Below are 16,702 nucleotides of genomic sequence, written 5' to 3' on the forward strand. Positions count from 1 at the left end.
TATTTATAATATAGCTATAATTAAAATGAAAGAGTTGTTAATTAGTACTTTATCTTTTGACATATCTTCGTTTTATCTTTAAGTTTATTATGTTGCAACATAAACCTAATTTTTTAAAATAGAACCACTTATAAACATGTAACAAAGTGACCAGAAGAAGAGCCACCACTTATTAAAATGATGACTCGTCCTGTGACTTATTTATTTAGGTTGTTTGGGCTGCATAGCAGTTGCTTTCCTTGAATGTGCCCGCTAAACTTCAATCTGTTGACGTAAGCTACATTCTCACTTTAGTGCTTACACAACTGTAAGCACGATCTTGCCTTGGATGTGCCCGCGGGCAGCTCGCTCGTGCGCCTTGCGAGCATCAGCAAGCGGGAACGTGCTGTCTATTGCAACGCGCACTGCCCCTGAATCAAGTAATAGTCCCAATTCCGCGAGCTGTGAACCGTTCGAGCGAACTTGGAGCATTGAAACTGTTACACTAAGCTTTGCAACCTCCTCGGCGTCAGCGGAACCAAAGAAAATCGGAAACAAAGCGCCGCCCTGCTTGAGTGTGCGCAAGAAACGACCGGTTGTTTGACCACCAATGGTGTCGATAACGAGATCAGCGTCATGTACGACATCCTCAGGAAGGTTCTTGGTGTAGTCGATGAATTCGTCTGCACCAAGTTCGCGAAGGAACGTCTCATGCGCACCTGATGCCACGGCGATGACATGAGCCCCCTTCCATTTGGCCAGCTGTACGGCGAAATGTCCCACTCCGCCTCCAGCACCATTTATAAGCACAGTCTTGCCGCTAAGCGGCACTGGGCGATGCGGCGTCGGTTGAAGCGGGTTTGGTTCATTATGCCCAAGGTCAATCAAGTACTGCCACGCAGTGAGCCCTGACATCGGCGCCGCTGCTGCATGCACGTGATCGATGCCGGCAGGCTTTAATGCTAGGTCCGATGCAGGAGCAGCAACATACTCTGCATAAGCATTACTCCCATGTTTGGGAAAACGAACCATGCCGAAAACGTCGTCGCCTATGGAAAAGTCCTTCACATCCGCAGCTACAGCCTCGACAACTCCGGATATATCTGTCCCAGGAATGTAAGGTAAGGGTATAGTCGGCCTCATCTCGGGAGGAAGGATCTTCATCCCTTCACGCACGTACCAGTCGGGTGGATTGATGCCGATTGCGTGAACGCGAACGAGCACCTCGCCTGGCTTCAGTTCAGGACGCGGCACCTCTTCGTAACGTAGCACATCAGGACCACCGAACTCATGAAACCGAATTGCCTTCATAGTGTTTGCCGAAATATCTTTCTCATTTTGAATTGTAGTAATCATCAAATTTCCTCCTATTTTCTTAATTTTTGAGTAATATATAATTTACATATAGTTTGCTTTTGATGTATAGTGATATTATAGTTTCATAGGTAACATAATAACAAGTACGCACAATTTTGTGCCTTAAAATCGGAGGTATTACTAATGACAGATCAACAAGGAAACAAGATAATTTATTACAAAGACGAATGTCACATTATTGACGCTCTTGAAATCATTGGAGGAAAGTGGAGACTGCCTATTTTGTTCGTTATATACCGTACAAAAAGCATTAGATATAATGAACTTAAGCGAAATCTACCTGGAATAACTAATATTATGCTAACCCGTTCCTTGCAGTCTTTGGAAGAACATGGTCTTGTGAAAAGAAAGGAATTTAATAAAATTCCTCCTCATGTGGAATATTCTTTGACGGATATTTGTAAATATTTAGAGCCTGCTTATGAAGTTTTAAATGAGCTGGGTAAAAAATTATCAGAGCAACATCCTGATAAGATATAGATAATCGTTCAAGGGAAGGCTTTTGGGGCATTCTAAAATCTGAAATATACTATCCAAAAAAATTTAATACATTTGATGATCTTAAAAAAGCTATTGATGAATATATAGAATTTTATAAGACAAGAAGGCTACAAAATAAGCTAAAAGGTATGGCTCTACTAGAATATCAAAATTATACCTTAGTAGCATAATTTTTATTATTTCCCTTGTATACTTGACAGGGAGCAGTTCACTCACCCTGTACAATATTTATTTTATATGGAGCTTAAGTATTTGCTCCAAAAACAACAGAGGATTGTCCAATAATTTCGGTAATTCATTCTGTAATTTGTGCTACATTAAATAGAAATAAAATAAACCTGGAGAAGATCTCTTCAGGTTTATTTTATTTCAAGTTCTAGCTGCATTGGTCTTGTATCAAGGTAATGTTCATATTCTATTTTATAGTATGTGATTAATTTTCTTCTGCCCTCATATGGTAGTGTATTTAAAAGTGAATCAAATTGAGCTTTTGATACAAAGCCTTTTTCTTTTATAAGCCATGTTGTAAATGTCATTAGATCTAATCCTTTCATATAGAGATTTTTAATGAGGGGTAGAGATGCGTATTTATCTAATCCCATTCAGTCTGTAGGTAATTTATAAAGTATTGATATTTTTCGTGATAATATAAATCAGTTCTTTTAGATTCTTCTTTTGATAAGATAGAAAGCCAATCTTTATAGTGTCCGTAAGAATTAAAAGCTTCTTTAGTAGTAAGCCATTTTGTAAATGTGAAATTTCTCATATTTTTTCAAATCCTCTCTTAACCTTATATTATAATTATTGCCAATTATGCGAACAAATATTCGCAGACGCTTGTACTTATTTGTATATATTTTTAGCCATTTAAGTATAAGGTATTTAATTGTTGGCTAGACTATTTTACAGAGAAGGAGTGGAATAATAATGGAAAATAGAAATAAAATAAAAAAAGTAAAACTACCAACAAAGCAACTTCATGTGGAATGTGAAATTAAGTTATATGAAGACTTTGAAGCATATTGTCACAGGAATGGAAAAGATGTTAGTAAGGCGATAAGAGGATATATGAAACTATGCGTTGGAGAATAAAATATAAATAATTAAAGTACCTAAAAGGTGCTTTTTTTGTACATAAATAATGTCTAAAAAGTTTTAAAGTAGGAATAATAAAAATAGGAGGTATGGTGTGGTAGAGAATAATATAAGGTGGTTTTAAAAGTGGATAAAAGAAAATATGAGACAAAGACATTAATAGCAGAATATCGTGACTTAAGCAAACTTAAAGAATGTAGGTTTTCAGAAAATGCATATGAATTAAAAGATGGCTCAAAAATTATTGAGTATGAAGGCGCACCCTTAAGTCTTTATGGATTGAAATTAAGTTATAACAAGAATATAGGAAGAAAAGGAATATTCAGTGTTACTAGTGATGATTATGAATTCTGGAAGTCATTTAGGGCCAGAATCGATGATAATAGTTTTGTAGACTATGAAGCTGAAAGAAATGAAGATATAGAAAAAGCCAGGGAAGAATATAATAAACAAGTAAATGCAGAACATTAAAATATATTAGAAAGTTTATCATGCGAGGAGCTGCCATACTAAATACATAAGGGGAGAAATCCCTAATAAATTAAAGCAATAAGAGGGACAAGCACTTAGCACAAGGAACCCAAGTGAAAGCTAATAATATAAGCCATATTCTTAAGGGTCCAACCAATAAATTAAAAACATCATGTCCACCTAAGCAGTATAATATCACATAGATTTTTCATATTTATTTTATCTATTTATTTAAAAGGCAGGTCAAGACCAAAAGTGAAGCGTGTCTTGAGATACATTTTAAATAAATGTATCATGTTATATGAAAAAAATATATAAGAGGTATGGTCTAGAGTTTTAAATGGGGGCGGTCTTGGACTGGCTTTTTTAATACCTCTAAATAATTAAAAGTAGATAATAGCTCTGAAAATCGTATCATTAAAAATAATTGCTATGTAATACAATTTATTATTTTTAGTGATTGGATTTTTAGAGCGGAAAAACCATATAATCAAACATTATAGTAATAAATATAAGCCTGTACAATATAGGCATGCCGTCACATTACTAATACTTTCTTATATAATTGTGATGGCATGTCTAAGCCCCCAAAAATTCTTGTCAGCTTGTCTGCCAAATAAAACTTATTTTTACCATATCATATACCAGAAAAAATAAATTATAATTAACTTAAAAAAGAAACACAAACAAAAGTTCCAGTCAGAGGGATGGATAAGTATTCTTATACTAATTTTTAATGAAACAATTTAATTACATATTCATACATTTGGATATAGTCATTCAAATGTCCATCCCGAAGCGCCCCACCGGGAACCCAAATAAAGGACTAGTCTAATGCTTACAGATTCTTACTTTGTAAAAGGCTCAGAGTGAGGAGGAGACTTTTACAATGTTAGAAGCCTGTAGCTGCATGACCTGTCCATTTTTGGGTGGTGGATGTGGCACCCAAGGAACTATTAAGAAAATAAACTTGTCCTTTAAAAAATGCGTATATAGGTATACCCATAATAGCTATAACACAAGAATATAGATAAAATATAATTAAGTACGAACTATTTATTAGTATATAAAGATAATTTAAATTAAGCACGTAGAAATTAAACTAATAAAGTGGCGCAGCCACAAGGAGCATGTAGTGCTCCAATATATTTATTCCTTGCTGCCGCAGGCTACAAAAATTAATGGGAAGTTCAAGATATACAGATTTTATAAATGTTTAGACTATACCACCATAACATATAGGTACTAAAAACAGTAGAATCTATAAACTAGCTTGAACTTCTCTTCCTTAGGAGCGAAGCGACGTTATTGGATTACAAAAGATGGACTGAATGAAGCTATAGCTAAATTTAAAATTGTCTAATAACTGTAATAGCTTTATTATGTCCATCTTAACTCCTTGTATTATTTTAATTTGTTACATAATAATATTGATACAAGAATATGAAAAACTTGTAAATAAATACAGATGTAATATAATAATAAATATATAAAGTGATATTAAATAGTTAAAAACTCTATGCTTATAAAAGATTATATTAAAAGTATACAATTTATGTAGTTAGGAGAAAGCTTATGCAAATTAATTATATGACTCTAATTATGAATTGGATCAATTTTGGGGTAATAATTTTAATAATAATAGGAATATATAAAGGGGTAAACGCATTTAAAAGCTTTATAAAAAAGAATAAACAAATGAATGAAAAATTGGATATTATTTTAGATACACTTGAAGAAAGCAAGAAATGAATTTAAGGTGTTTTTTTTATATTTCTCCATAGTAAATTAATACCAAGAGAGAGGATGATTTAATATGCTAATTATAGAACATTTAGCAGACCATAAAGAATACATTGATACTGTGATAAATTGGATTTGGAAGGAATTTGGAAACGAAAATAATTATAATTTTTTTGAAAGTATAATAAAAAACAGTTTAATAAAAAATAGACTTCCATTAACATTTATTGCACTTGAAGATAATGAATTAGTTGGAACTATCGGCTTGTGGAGAAGTGATTTAATGAGTAGACAAGACCTTTTTCCTTGGTTGTCAGCATTGTTTGTTAAAAAAAATTTCAGAGGAAAAAGGATTGGGCAAGAATTACAGAATTTTTTGGTTGAGTATTGCAGAGAAGTAGGTTTTACAGAACTATTTCTTTATACCGATATTTGTGACTATTATGAAAAGACTGGATGGGAATATATTGAAGATGGTGTTGAATATTCAGGAGAATATATAAAAATATATAAGAAAGAAATGAGCAAGTAATACATAATATTCTTAATTTGTGTATCATTTTATAATTTAAATTCAAATTAAACTACTTAGTTTCGGTGTTCTAATACAAATAAATTTAAAGGCGATAAACACTAATAATCAATGTTTATCGCCTTTTTACTCATGCCACTTTATGAGAATCATCAGTAGAACTCTCTGTATCGATAGCCACTCCAAGTTTAGCTGATATTATGGTATTTAACTTATTAATTGAACTTGATAAACTAACAATTTGTTTCTCTAAGCGAATTAGCAAATATGCAGACACTGCCACGGGAAAGCCATTATTAACAATAAGATCCATTAATTGATTTACTTCCATAAACTCATCACCTCCATAAGGGATATATGAAATAAAATATATTATTTCATATTAAGGAACAAATAATTATCTGAAAATAAAATAGATAGATTAAATTATTGAGTGCCACCTTCATTTACAATATGGTTATGATAATGTTCTATAGCAATATCAACTATGGTACTGACACATACATTGATATCTGGATGTATGCTCTTTAATTCATTTATTTTTCTTATAGTAGAACTTCTAAGGGTGTAGCTTCTTTTAATATTTGGAGTCTCACCATCAATGGCAGGAGTGGCACCATTAGGTAGCGGAGTTCTTCTATTATCAAATAAGTATTTTGTAGAGTTTAAAGTATTTTTTATTTCTATGGAGTTAGTTATATTATTTTTAAAATTGCTGTTACTAGTTGAAGCTGTATTAGTTTGAGTATTGTTTTTAGGATCTTCTTGAATAGAATTATTATTAGATTTACTATCAGAACTAGTTTGAATAATATTAGTATCAGAATCATCAAAAGAGAAGGAAGATATGCAGTCACCAGCTATAGGAGTTTCGCTAGTAAATCCATATACTTCACCTTCATCGTATTCAAAATCATTTTTAGGAATCTTTGATGTTTTTCTTCTAGCCATAAATTATATACCCTCCTTAGCAGTATTTTTATGTATCCTCGTAAAAGATATATGGTTATTTATTAGAGATTCTAAAGTTCTAAAGAATTTGAGAATATAAATTTTTTAGAATTAAGGAATTTTAGAATGTAAGATTTTAAGAATATATATTCTTTAGAATTTAAGAATTTGCTTATAAAATGGGGATTAGGAGATTAGACATACAAATTTAATCATGATTTTAATGTTATGTTACAGTATAAAACATATATCCGTAATAGCAGCTGCTAAATTTTAAAGCTGTAAATAAATTATTGGAGTGTGTTGTAAAAATGATTAGAGATGAAATTAAACTTAATTCAGAAGAAGCAGAGATTTTTGATAAAAAGCAGATTGCTCTTGCTATTAGAAATTCTACTTTTAATGATGAACTTCAATGCTCTTTAATTACTGAAGGAATACTTAATAAATGTGAAGGATGTTCTCTTAAGTATATTTGTGATAGCATTGATCAAGTAGCTCAAAATTATATTGATAAGACTACAGATGTTATTAATAATTTTAATTTTGAATAAGTGGATATAGATTAATATAGTTATATAAAATAAAAACTCCTAGGTTAGCCTTGGAGTTTTACGCTTTGATGCCTTCATAATAATGAGATATATTGTTTAATATTTTCTTTAGAATAGTGTTCTTTTTTAGGATAGCAGTAGAGTAGCACATATTTTTAAAATAAGCATATTCTTTTACAGTGTAATTTTTATAGAATACAAAATCTATAAGTTCAAGTTCATCTTCATTTAAATTCTTAAGGGCTAATTTTAAATCTTCATAATCACACATTTCACATAATGATACTTCAGTGGAGATTTCTTCTGAAGGAAGATTACTTTCAAAATTATCATGTAAACTTAATGCATCACTACCTTCTGTGGATCTTCTAGTTTTAATTCTTTTGATTAAATCACTCATATTATTTTTTATGGCATTAGTAGCATAGGCAACGAATCTATGCTTTTCTAAATTGTACATGTAAACAGATTTAAAAAGTGATTGGTAACATTCCTGCATAATATCATGTGCGTTATATCCATCAATGAAAGTTCTTTTAGAAATATTATAAATTAAAGTCCTAAATTCTTCAGCTAATTTTTCTTTTGCTTCTTCATCATTATTCTTGCACTTGGTAACTAAAACTTCAATATAATTAAAATCCATATAAGCCTCCTTCTGCAACTAAGAGTTATGAATTAAATAATTTACATATATTGTGTCTAGTGTTAAATTTACCTCTACATATAGTATATATGGTTAAAATTCATATAACGTATATGAGTAATTAAAAAAATTGAGAATTATAGGGAGAGATGTAAAATGAACAATTTTATAATAGCTGTAGGTCATACTGCAAGTGGTAATATTGGATGTGGAGTTGTTGATAGGCTTGATGAGAGTAAGTGCACTAGAGAGATTGGAGCTTTAGTTGCACAGTATTTACAGGAGAAAGGCCACGGTGTTAACTTACTTAGGATTGATAAGAGCAATAGCTATAACTGTGAAGATTGTTATGAAAGAGCAAATCAAGCTAATGAAATAGCAAAGACAAAAGATATAAAACTTTATGTTGAGATTCATATTAATGCAGGAGGAGGTAGTGGCCCTGAAGTATTAGTATTTGGAAAATCAGAAGCAGCTAATCAATATGCTGCTAAAGTATGCAATGAATTATCAAGTGCTCTGAATTTACCTAATAGGGGAGTAAAAACAAGAAACTTAATTGTTCTTAATGAAACTATTATGCCTGCAATTTTAATAGAATGTCTATTTGCTGATAGTGATGATGCAGATAAATATGACCCTGAAGTTATTGCAAGAGCTATTATTAATGGGTTAGTTAGCGCTAATAATCCTAGTGATGGTGAGTGGAAGGCAGGATGGAACAAAAATGATGTGGGATGGTGGTATTGCACAGATATAGAAAATAAATACTATTATACATCTCAAAATGGCTGGCAAGAGATTGAGGGGGAGTGGTATATATTTGATGATAGGGGCTATGCTTTGCAGAATTGCTGGTATCATGATAAAAACAATAATATCTGGTATTACTTAGATGAAAATTGCAAGATGGTTATGGGAAGTAAAGAAAAGCCTTTGTGGAAGTGGATTAATGGGAAATGTTATGCTTTTGATCAAGAGGGAAGGATGTATTGTAATTGCGTTACTACTGATGGATATAAAGTTGATGAAAATGGAGTGTGTATAAATTAGTTATTTAGATTTAGAGGCTGATAGACATAGTGATTTTTATGTTTGTCAGCTCTTTTTAATTTAGTTTTGGTAGAATGTTAGCTTATTAAGAGATAAAAAAAGGTTAGTTTATTGTAATAATTATATGTAGTATCAAAGTATTATAGTAATGGATTTATTAAAAAGGAGCTAATAATGAGATTTAAAAATTTCATTTTTAAAAGTAAGACAGTTAAAGAGATAGAAAGAGGATCTAAAGACGTACCAAAATTATCTGCAAAAGATAACTTTGATAATATCATTAATTTTGCAAAAGAAATATTAGAGTCTAACGTCAGTAAAGATGCAAAACAACATCCAGTATTTGATGTAATAAGGATTTTGGGTAGAGGATTACAAACGGACTATATGAAATATTTATTATATATAGATGGAGATGAGGATAATAGTGTCCCTAATTTAAGCTGGAGTAGTGTAGGTTTTGAGGAAAGGGCATGTATATATAATAACCAGGGCAAATATCTTAAGATGTATGATTTAAAAAAAGAGGTAAAATGCAAAAAGAAAATAAATCTAAGCACTGATTTAATACTACCATGGCCATGGCATAAGAGAAGATTGATAAGAAATCTTATTGATATAGGCGAAGGTAGAAAGAAAAATAAATGGAAACAAGATTTCAGTAATCACTTTGTTGAAGTATGGCTTCCAATGGGAATAGCTTGGGTTAATGGAGGAAATCACTCTATTACTATGGGGATAGTACAAGGTGGCGAATTGGAACCAAAATATTATTATGATATCAGTGAGGTATATAAATATGTATACTGTGATGGAGAAAATTTTATTAGGACTGAAGGCAATAAAGTTATAGCTAAAGTTACTAATGTCGAGTTTGCTGCTATTTTTGAAATAGGAAGGCTGCTAGTAGAAAAAGGATTGTCTTTTATTGATTAGGATGTAACGACGATATGTCATTCTCTTACTTAGAAAGCTAAGGCTTAATGAAATGAATTACTTGCTATCATATGTAATTTGTTAATTTATAGATATTAATAGAAACGTATTGGATAAATATAGGTAAAATTATAAATTTTTGTAGTATAATAAGGATAGATTATCTTTTTCTAAATTAGGTAATCTATACTTATTATTTTTTTTAGTGAAAAATAAATTATGGATTTGAGGTTCACATAATGTCTATAATGGGAAGTTGATGCGATTTGGTGAAAAACATTTAAGAATTAAATAAAGCTTAGGTTAATAGATGGTGAACCGTATCATAAGTAACGTAGAATAGTTTATTAATAAGAAGCTCTAAAAACAAGTAAAACTCTCACTGTAAAAAGTGGGGGGGATAAATTACAATTACTATTTTTTTTCATGAAATATATCGCATAATAAATTCATGCTAAAGTTTATAAAATCATCTTCATTAAGTAAAAAATGCTCTGTAAATGTTTTGCCTGATATAGAAAACATATGAAAGAATCCTGTTATTAAAAATTCGGCAGAATGAGTTAATCTCATTGTGTCAAAATCTGACCGTATACTTCCATCTGCTTTTCCTTCATCAATTATTTTTGCAATTTCATGAGCCAATTGCTCGCTAACTTTATTAAACTCAATACGTTTAGCAGTATTTTCCGCTGTAGGCTTAATGTATCCAATATAATTCATTAAATTCAATGTATTAGGAGCTTCCTTATAAAATTGACAATAAGCATTTATTAAGTGCTTAAGCTTATCATATCCATTATTCCCATTTACAACTGCGTTTTTAAGGGTACATAAAAGTCTCTCAAATCCTCTAATTATAACTGTAAACAATAAATCTTCTTTATCTGTAAAATATTGATAAAGAGTCTTTCTGGTAAATTGAGCTTCCTTAGCTATCGCTTCCATTGAGGCATCATTATATCCCATTACAGTAAAGACTTTTTCAGCAGCATTTATGATATCTTTTTCTCTTGCTAGTTTTTCTTTTTCTTTTCTAGAAATTGTGCTCATAAATTTTTTTCCTCCTATTGACAATTGCAATACACAAAGTGTATATTGGGGTTACAATATGTAACTTGAATATACAAAGTGTATATTTAAAGTATAGTACATTATTTAAAATCTGTAAATGAAATTGATATTTTAATGGGAGATGAAGAATATATGAAAAAAGATATTAAAATTGTTGCAGTGATAAGTAGTCCAAATATTAATGGTAATACTGCCTCACTTGTGAGAGAAGCACTTAATGGTGCCAAAGAGGAGGGAGCATCTGTAACGGAAGTATTTCTTGAAAATTATAAGCTTGAGTTTTGCAAAGGATGCTTAATATGTAATGCCAAAGGTGAATGTCCTATTCCTGATGGCTTTGAAGAAATTAGAAAACTTATTTATGAGGCAGACGGAATTGTATTGGGCTCTCCAACCTATGCTTTAGAGTATAATGCATTAATGAAATGCTTTTTTGAACGTTTGGGAACTTATACTCTATATGCCTCTATGCTTGGGGGAAAGTATGGTGTTGGAATATCCACATCCTACAACAGAAATGGAGCAAAAAAAGTAGCAAAGAAACTTACCAGCATATTTAAATTTGGAATATTTGAGAGAAGTTATGTTTCAGGAATTTTAGGAGTTCATACTATGGTTAATGGAGTTGAAAAGAAAGTTAGTGAAAGCACTGATGATTTAAGGAAGGCTAATGAACTTGGAAGAAAAATAGCAAAAGATATAAAACAAAATAATAGATATCGTTTCCAAAATATAATTATGAGATTAGTGATTGCATTATACTTAAAACCTATTTTTAAAAATTTTATTTCGAAAAATAAAGAAGGAAAAGAATGTGCGTCATATAATTGTCTTCACCAAAGAGGATTAATTTAATTGTGGGAGAAGATAAGATGAAATTATTTATTAAAGGTTTTTGCTCTGTTGCAGTACTCATAGTTGCTTTTGTTTTCTATAAGAGAATGAATGCTTATGATTATGTTAAGGCTCAATCTAATTTGGATGTAACTAGTAGAGCATTTGAAGATGGAGGTATGATTCCCCCAAAATATACTGGTAAGGGTGAAGATATTTCTCCACCTATGAAACTGAAAGCAATTGATGAAAAGGCAAAAACAATTGCTATTATAATGGATGATCTAGACCATTCATTAGGCATGTATAATCATTGGGCAATCTGGAATATACCTGCTAGTTTTAGTGATATTCCAGAGGATATATCAAAAGAAGAGATTGTAAAATCATTAGGAAATGCAGTTCAAGGTAAGAGTGACTATGGCGGTAAACATTATTATAGGGGACCAAACCCTCCTTTTGGTACACACCAATATATATTTAAAGTATATGTTTTAGACATTACTCTCAACTTAAACGAAAGTTCCGGCAAAGCAGAGTTACAGATGGCAATGGAAGGACATATTTTGCAGTATGGAACATTGACTGGTTATTTTGGAGGAAAGTATAAAAAATCCTAGGTAAAAAAGTATTCGTTATATCTGTTACAATGAACCAGATAATAAATAAAATACAACTTCCAATTATTCATATAATTAGAAGTAAAACATCTATAGAAATATAGGTGTTTTTTAATTTTAGCTAGAATAAAATTGCGCAACAGGACTTAAAAATAAAAATTAAAAATATGAATTTATTAATAAAAAACTATGGTGTAAAAATGGTGTAAAACAATAAAAACATCAAGATTTTAAATACTTAAAACCTTGATGTTTTCTAACTTGGTGACCCATAGGAGAATCGAACTCCTGAGTCTAGAAATTACCAATTACATATCATTATATTTAATTATAAATATCTGTAGAATAGCTTAAATACTAGGTTGTAGCAATATGGATAATTATAACATATCATATTGATTTAGAACTCAGTCGGGAAAAAGTCGGGAATAATCGGGAAAGTTTTATGGCGTAAATCGTTGATTATTGAAGGCATCCTACATAATAACTTGAAAACTCTATTCTATTTTAAAATAGAATAGAGATGAAAGGAATATGAACAAATATGATTTTTAACATATTAACATTAGCAATTATATGTTTTTTGCTAAATAATCATGAGTAATTTATTTTGATATCTCTAGAAAGGAGGAAATCCTCATCTCTTAAATTAATAAATAAATTATGAAATAAAAAGTAAAAGTAGATAATTATATTTATATACTTATCAATGGATTATAATGAGGAGTTAATATAGTGTATTGAGCTCCTCATTTGATTTTTAACATGCCAATATATAGAGTTAGGAATTATTGAAATAAATAATGATAACAATTTATTAAAGTGGCAATAATTAAATCTATATAATAGATATAGCTAAATAAGTATTATCAATTAGGCAGTATAAAGAAACAAAATATAAAAATATATTTAGAATTGTTTAATGTTAGAGATATGAGTGCTTTGACGTTTATATAATAAAGGATAGACTTTTGTATAAGGCATATGTCGATTATAATATCGATAGAAGATTGAATAAAAATATAGCATAGTGCTGTTATGATATTTAGAAATTTGCTTATATATGTTAAAATTAACTTAATAAATTTAAATTATATAAGTAAAATTTTATTAGAGGAATAGATTACTATAAAAAATATTTTTACATGAGGGGGTGCATTAGTGAAGCAAATAAATTATGAAGATATGATAATGAAAAGAGCAATGGATATATTTGCAGAAGAAGGTTTGAAATTTTTTGGTATAGATAAAAAAGTAAAAGATACTGGATCTACTGAAATTGTTGTTCTTGAGATAAAGAATATGCTAATGGATTATACTTTCCTAATGGAAGATGATAGTTACATTCATTTTGAATTTCAAACTACTAACAAGGGAATTGAAGACTTAAGAAGGTTTAGAACCTATGAATCTCTCCTTAATTTTCAAACTGGTAAAGATGTTGTAACATACGTTGTTTATTCAGGAGATATAAAAGATCCTATAAGTGAATACTATAGTGGAATAAATTCTTATAAAGTCAATGCAATATCGATGGCTAATAAGGACGGAGATGCAATTTTTAATGATATAATAAATAAAATAAATGATAAAGAAGAACTAAGCAAGCAGGATATTATATCATTAACATTTACACCAATAATGGGTGGTAAGCTTAGTAAAAGTGATAAGATAATAAATGCAATTAGAGTGGTTAAAGACATAGATAAAGATTACAGATATGACGTGGAGTCAATCCTATATGCTTTTGCAAGTAAATTTTTAGAAGGTAAAGATTTAGAAAAAGTAAGGGAGGAGATAAAAATGACTGAATTAGGTAGAAGCTTGATAAAAGAAGGAAAATTAGAAGGAAAATTAGAAGGAAAGCAAGAAAATTCAATAGAAATTGCTAAAAGAGCTATTAAAAAGGGAATGAGTGACGAATTAATCAGTGAATTAACAGAACTATCTATTGAGCAAATACAGATAATAAGAAAAACAATTGAAACTAATTAGTATTATTGAGGAAAGTATATGACTGAATTAAGTACTATGTTAATTGAAGATGGTTATAAACAAGGATTTGAGCAAGGTGAATTAAAAAAAAATCAATAGAGGTTTCTAAGATAGCCATAAATCAAGGTATGAGTGACGAATTGATTAGTGAATTGATTGGGCTATCTATAAGAGAAATTAAAATAATAAGAATAGCTATTGAAACTAATAAAACAAAATAAATAGAATTATAAAAAGGAAGATATTAATATACTTTAAGCAATAGATAATGTACGAGATATAGAACTTCTTAACTAAGGTTTTTAGGGTCTCATATATTGTATTCAGCTTAAAGTAATTAATATCTTTTTATTTTAACTGGGTAAGGCTCGGACAAATGGTGAAAAGTACAACAAGTGGAAAAACGTATTCTGATCTGATTTACTTTAGATGAACCAGAAGCAGCATTGTTACCTTAAAACTAATGGTTATGCTTAGATATTATTAATGATGAGGTTATTTTCTATAAAGGAATAGCATAAATATTAAGAAAAAAGGAGGATTAGCAATGAAAAAAATCATTCAGATAATTATGAGTTTCATTACAAAAAATATTGGTGGAGGTAAAAAAGCAAATAAAGATATAGATATTCGTTTTATATTTCATTTAAGAATAAAATCTTAATGGAAAAAACAAAATTAGTATTGAAGAGGAATTTCGTATTAGAAATGGACTCTTCACTTACTTAGCAATATGATATAGATAAAATATATTGCAATAGATTTGTTTTTTGCTAAAGATTTTATTAGAAGAAAGATAAAATAAATTAATAAAAATAGTATGAGTAAAGAAAGACGATAAACACTTAAAAATCAAATGTTTATTGTCTTTCTTTATGATAGGCCTCATTAGATTGATTTGTATCTATAATAATTCTAAACTTAATTGATATTCTTGTAATTTATTTATCAATTAAAAAAGATACACTATTAATTTATTTCTCTAAGTGAATAAGCAAGTATAATGCTACTTGGCAAAATACTCGTTATTGATTATAAGATTAATTAAATATGCCGCTTTCATAATAAATTAATATACTCATAATAGATATACGTTTATATAAATATTAAGATAAAGATACTAAGTTTTCATAGAAAAGTATGACATAGATAATACATTGCCTATAGAGGATGCAATAGAAGAATATGGCCAATGCTCCAAGGAGTAATGCTGATACCTAATTTGATAGTTAATAAAATAAATTATAAAGAACTAATCAGGTTTAAAGTTATACAAGCCTAATTAATATGCAGTAAGATAAAATATAACTAGGAATCCTGTATAAAATGAATAGGATAGACAAGAAATAGGATTAGCTATAGTTCTAATTATATTGGATATTAGAGAAGATAAGTTGTAAATAAATTATAAATAATTAGAAAGAATAAATTATAAAACAAATTTGAATTTTACCTATAATCTATGAGTAGCGTAGAACAAATAAAAGAAAGTTTATTCAAGTAAAATAGCAGGAAGTCTAAAAATCATACCCAGATAAATTCGTTAAATTTCAAATTGTAGAATCCCATAAAGATAATAAGTTCAAATATTTTGATGAAGTTGGGAAAACAACGGTAATAAGATATATAAGAGAAGCTATGCTAGAATTTACAAAATATAAAAATGATCAGTAAGTTGAAGTAATGAAAATAAAAGTATGGAAATAGAAAAAGTCTAATATATTGGTATTAGCAGGAGTATGTAATTAAAAATAACTTGAAATTAAAATATAGATTGAAGCAAGAAATGAAAGTGCTGTATTATTCTAGAGTGAATTATACAGCATTATTAATTATACATGAAAATTAATAATTAAAAGCTTATATACCAGTGATAGAGCTATTTGTACAATTAATTAGAAGTGCTGTAATTTAATTTCGGTATTTAATTTTAATTTGTTTTTATTAAATAACTTCCCATTATAGACAAGAAATTAAAAGCTTTTATCCTGATTATTAAGTTGTGAACAACGATTAAATTCCATTTCTAATACTGTGTTTACCGTATGTTTACCTAGATGATCTAAAGAATTATATTTTTTTAATAAACATTCTAATTCTTCTGATAGTTGTAAATGTGTTTTTATTTTGTTTTCATCCCATCCCATTAAAATAGATGGAGTTGTTTCTAATATTGCTGCAAGTTTTTCGATTTTGTCAGAAGGTATATTAGAGATTACGCCACTTTCATATCTTTGAAGTGTTGGCTTACTAATAGATAATCTTTTAGAAACATCTTCTAATGTGAGATTCAATTCTAATCGTCTATTTTTGATATTTTCTTTCAAACCCATTTTATGTT

The 16,702-nt window shown here is 29.4% G+C and carries 20 protein-coding genes; 12 read left to right on the plus strand and 8 right to left on the minus strand.

Translation table 11 applies throughout. The annotated features are described in order from the left end of the window. Window positions 1–297: 297 nt before the first annotated feature. Window positions 298–1,335, minus strand: coding sequence for an NADP-dependent oxidoreductase (locus PZA12_RS11570; RefSeq protein WP_078115691.1), 1,038 nt, complete (start codon window positions 1,333–1,335; stop codon window positions 298–300). A gap of 144 nt (window positions 1,336–1,479) precedes the next feature. On the opposite strand from PZA12_RS11570, the gene PZA12_RS11575 reads away from it, so the two are divergent. Both PZA12_RS11575 and PZA12_RS24945 read left to right on the plus strand, forming a co-directional pair. Continuing rightward, complete coding sequence (locus PZA12_RS11575; RefSeq protein WP_077839096.1) at window positions 1,480–1,836, plus strand: winged helix-turn-helix transcriptional regulator; 357 nt, start codon at window positions 1,480–1,482, stop codon at window positions 1,834–1,836. Further along, window positions 1,833–2,027 carry an IS3 family transposase gene (locus tag PZA12_RS24945; protein WP_077839112.1) on the plus strand — a complete coding sequence of 65 codons (195 nt, stop codon included), beginning with the start codon at window positions 1,833–1,835 and terminating at the stop codon, window positions 2,025–2,027. Before PZA12_RS11575 ends, PZA12_RS24945 begins: the two co-directional genes overlap by 4 nt. A 189-nt stretch (window positions 2,028–2,216) precedes the next feature. Here the strand turns inward: PZA12_RS24945 and PZA12_RS11580 are convergent, their stop codons facing one another. Both PZA12_RS11580 and PZA12_RS11585 read right to left on the minus strand, forming a co-directional pair. After that, entirely contained in the window at window positions 2,217–2,393 is a 177-nt protein-coding gene (locus tag PZA12_RS11580; RefSeq protein WP_171983633.1) for a hypothetical protein, read from the minus strand. Between the two features lie 56 nt (window positions 2,394–2,449). Next, window positions 2,450–2,623 carry a hypothetical protein gene (locus PZA12_RS11585; RefSeq protein ID WP_017212202.1) on the minus strand — a complete coding sequence of 58 codons (174 nt, stop codon included), beginning with the start codon at window positions 2,621–2,623 and terminating at the stop codon, window positions 2,450–2,452. A 161-nt stretch (window positions 2,624–2,784) separates the two neighbouring features. Between PZA12_RS11585 and PZA12_RS11590 the strand changes: the two genes are divergently transcribed. The 4 genes from PZA12_RS11590 to PZA12_RS11605 all read left to right on the plus strand — a co-directional run bounded on the left by PZA12_RS11590 (window position 2,785) and on the right by PZA12_RS11605 (window position 5,698). Next, a complete protein-coding gene (locus tag PZA12_RS11590; protein ID WP_171983632.1) occupies window positions 2,785–2,949 on the plus strand; it encodes a hypothetical protein in 165 nt (54 codons plus the stop codon). 129 nt (window positions 2,950–3,078) lie between these two features. Further along, window positions 3,079–3,423: a hypothetical protein gene (locus PZA12_RS11595; protein WP_078115689.1), complete on the plus strand. Its 345-nt coding sequence runs from the start codon at window positions 3,079–3,081 to the stop codon at window positions 3,421–3,423. Between the two features lie 1,575 nt (window positions 3,424–4,998). Further along, window positions 4,999–5,175, plus strand: coding sequence for a hypothetical protein (locus PZA12_RS11600; protein WP_171983631.1), 177 nt, complete (start codon window positions 4,999–5,001; stop codon window positions 5,173–5,175). A gap of 64 nt (window positions 5,176–5,239) precedes the next feature. After that, window positions 5,240–5,698 (plus strand): GNAT family N-acetyltransferase, encoded by a 459-nt coding sequence (locus tag PZA12_RS11605; protein ID WP_077841221.1) that lies wholly within the window; start codon window positions 5,240–5,242, stop codon window positions 5,696–5,698. 130 nt (window positions 5,699–5,828) lie between these two features. On the opposite strand, the gene PZA12_RS11610 is transcribed toward PZA12_RS11605, so the two are convergent. Together PZA12_RS11610 and PZA12_RS11615 are read right to left on the minus strand one after the other, a co-directional pair. Next, window positions 5,829–6,029 (minus strand): YvrJ family protein, encoded by a 201-nt coding sequence (locus PZA12_RS11610; RefSeq protein ID WP_078115688.1) that lies wholly within the window; start codon window positions 6,027–6,029, stop codon window positions 5,829–5,831. Window positions 6,030–6,124: 95 nt separating this feature from the next. Next, window positions 6,125–6,649 carry a hypothetical protein gene (locus PZA12_RS11615; protein WP_078115687.1) on the minus strand — a complete coding sequence of 175 codons (525 nt, stop codon included), beginning with the start codon at window positions 6,647–6,649 and terminating at the stop codon, window positions 6,125–6,127. A 311-nt stretch (window positions 6,650–6,960) separates the two neighbouring features. Between PZA12_RS11615 and PZA12_RS11620 the strand changes: the two genes are divergently transcribed. Next, complete coding sequence (locus PZA12_RS11620; RefSeq protein WP_206491070.1) at window positions 6,961–7,203, plus strand: hypothetical protein; 243 nt, start codon at window positions 6,961–6,963, stop codon at window positions 7,201–7,203. A 58-nt stretch (window positions 7,204–7,261) separates the two neighbouring features. Here PZA12_RS11620 and PZA12_RS11625 read toward each other — a convergent pair whose 3' ends face one another. Next, window positions 7,262–7,849 carry a sigma-70 family RNA polymerase sigma factor gene (locus PZA12_RS11625; RefSeq protein ID WP_078115685.1) on the minus strand — a complete coding sequence of 196 codons (588 nt, stop codon included), beginning with the start codon at window positions 7,847–7,849 and terminating at the stop codon, window positions 7,262–7,264. 156 nt (window positions 7,850–8,005) lie between these two features. Between PZA12_RS11625 and PZA12_RS11630 the strand changes: the two genes are divergently transcribed. Then, entirely contained in the window at window positions 8,006–8,902 is an 897-nt protein-coding gene (locus PZA12_RS11630) for an N-acetylmuramoyl-L-alanine amidase (protein ID WP_161223029.1), read from the plus strand. A gap of 174 nt (window positions 8,903–9,076) precedes the next feature. After that, window positions 9,077–9,838, plus strand: a complete 762-nt coding sequence (locus PZA12_RS11635) for a DUF6710 family protein (protein ID WP_078115683.1) — start codon at window positions 9,077–9,079, stop codon at window positions 9,836–9,838. A 414-nt stretch (window positions 9,839–10,252) separates the two neighbouring features. Here PZA12_RS11635 and PZA12_RS11640 read toward each other — a convergent pair whose 3' ends face one another. Beyond that, a complete protein-coding gene (locus PZA12_RS11640; RefSeq protein ID WP_078115682.1) occupies window positions 10,253–10,891 on the minus strand; it encodes a TetR/AcrR family transcriptional regulator in 639 nt (212 codons plus the stop codon). A gap of 153 nt (window positions 10,892–11,044) precedes the next feature. Here PZA12_RS11640 and PZA12_RS11645 point away from each other — a divergent pair, with 153 nt between their 5' ends. From PZA12_RS11645 to PZA12_RS11655, 3 genes are all read left to right on the plus strand, one after another. Beyond that, the gene (locus PZA12_RS11645; protein WP_078115681.1) at window positions 11,045–11,767 is read left to right on the plus strand and encodes a flavodoxin family protein; all 723 of its coding nucleotides are present in this window, start codon (window positions 11,045–11,047) and stop codon (window positions 11,765–11,767) included. Between the two features lie 17 nt (window positions 11,768–11,784). Then, the gene (locus PZA12_RS11650) at window positions 11,785–12,366 is read left to right on the plus strand and encodes a YbhB/YbcL family Raf kinase inhibitor-like protein (protein ID WP_078115769.1); all 582 of its coding nucleotides are present in this window, start codon (window positions 11,785–11,787) and stop codon (window positions 12,364–12,366) included. Window positions 12,367–13,527: 1,161 nt separating this feature from the next. Beyond that, the gene (locus PZA12_RS11655) at window positions 13,528–14,361 is read left to right on the plus strand and encodes a hypothetical protein (RefSeq protein ID WP_012058484.1); all 834 of its coding nucleotides are present in this window, start codon (window positions 13,528–13,530) and stop codon (window positions 14,359–14,361) included. Between the two features lie 1,973 nt (window positions 14,362–16,334). Here the strand turns inward: PZA12_RS11655 and PZA12_RS11660 are convergent. Continuing rightward, window positions 16,335–16,694: a helix-turn-helix domain-containing protein gene (locus PZA12_RS11660; RefSeq protein WP_012058485.1), complete on the minus strand. Its 360-nt coding sequence runs from the start codon at window positions 16,692–16,694 to the stop codon at window positions 16,335–16,337. Between the last annotated feature and the right edge of the window lie 8 nt (window positions 16,695–16,702).

The organism is Clostridium beijerinckii (assembly GCF_036699995.1).
Classification (GTDB): Bacteria; Bacillota; Clostridia; order Clostridiales; family Clostridiaceae; genus Clostridium; species Clostridium helianthi.

What these genes read in the sequence shown, in the direction of transcription:
- PZA12_RS11570 (WP_078115691.1), bottom strand. Translation starts at nt 1,335, where the DNA reads ATGATTACTACAATTCAAAATGAGAAAGATATTTCGGCAAACACTATG.
- PZA12_RS11575 (WP_077839096.1), top strand. Translation starts at nt 1,480, where the DNA reads ATGACAGATCAACAAGGAAACAAGATAATTTATTACAAAGACGAATGT.
- PZA12_RS11580 (WP_171983633.1), bottom strand. Translation starts at nt 2,393, where the DNA reads ATGACATTTACAACATGGCTTATAAAAGAAAAAGGCTTTGTATCAAAA.
- PZA12_RS11585 (WP_017212202.1), bottom strand. Translation starts at nt 2,623, where the DNA reads ATGAGAAATTTCACATTTACAAAATGGCTTACTACTAAAGAAGCTTTT.
- PZA12_RS11590 (WP_171983632.1), top strand. Translation starts at nt 2,785, where the DNA reads ATGGAAAATAGAAATAAAATAAAAAAAGTAAAACTACCAACAAAGCAA.
- PZA12_RS11600 (WP_171983631.1), top strand. Translation starts at nt 4,999, where the DNA reads ATGCAAATTAATTATATGACTCTAATTATGAATTGGATCAATTTTGGG.
- PZA12_RS11605 (WP_077841221.1), top strand. Translation starts at nt 5,240, where the DNA reads ATGCTAATTATAGAACATTTAGCAGACCATAAAGAATACATTGATACT.
- PZA12_RS11610 (WP_078115688.1), bottom strand. Translation starts at nt 6,029, where the DNA reads ATGGAAGTAAATCAATTAATGGATCTTATTGTTAATAATGGCTTTCCC.
- PZA12_RS11615 (WP_078115687.1), bottom strand. Translation starts at nt 6,649, where the DNA reads ATGGCTAGAAGAAAAACATCAAAGATTCCTAAAAATGATTTTGAATAC.
- PZA12_RS11620 (WP_206491070.1), top strand. Translation starts at nt 6,961, where the DNA reads ATGATTAGAGATGAAATTAAACTTAATTCAGAAGAAGCAGAGATTTTT.
- PZA12_RS11625 (WP_078115685.1), bottom strand. Translation starts at nt 7,849, where the DNA reads ATGGATTTTAATTATATTGAAGTTTTAGTTACCAAGTGCAAGAATAAT.
- PZA12_RS11630 (WP_161223029.1), top strand. Translation starts at nt 8,006, where the DNA reads ATGAACAATTTTATAATAGCTGTAGGTCATACTGCAAGTGGTAATATT.
- PZA12_RS11635 (WP_078115683.1), top strand. Translation starts at nt 9,077, where the DNA reads ATGAGATTTAAAAATTTCATTTTTAAAAGTAAGACAGTTAAAGAGATA.
- PZA12_RS11640 (WP_078115682.1), bottom strand. Translation starts at nt 10,891, where the DNA reads ATGAGCACAATTTCTAGAAAAGAAAAAGAAAAACTAGCAAGAGAAAAA.
- PZA12_RS11645 (WP_078115681.1), top strand. Translation starts at nt 11,045, where the DNA reads ATGAAAAAAGATATTAAAATTGTTGCAGTGATAAGTAGTCCAAATATT.
- PZA12_RS11650 (WP_078115769.1), top strand. Translation starts at nt 11,785, where the DNA reads ATGAAATTATTTATTAAAGGTTTTTGCTCTGTTGCAGTACTCATAGTT.
- PZA12_RS11660 (WP_012058485.1), bottom strand. Translation starts at nt 16,694, where the DNA reads ATGGGTTTGAAAGAAAATATCAAAAATAGACGATTAGAATTGAATCTC.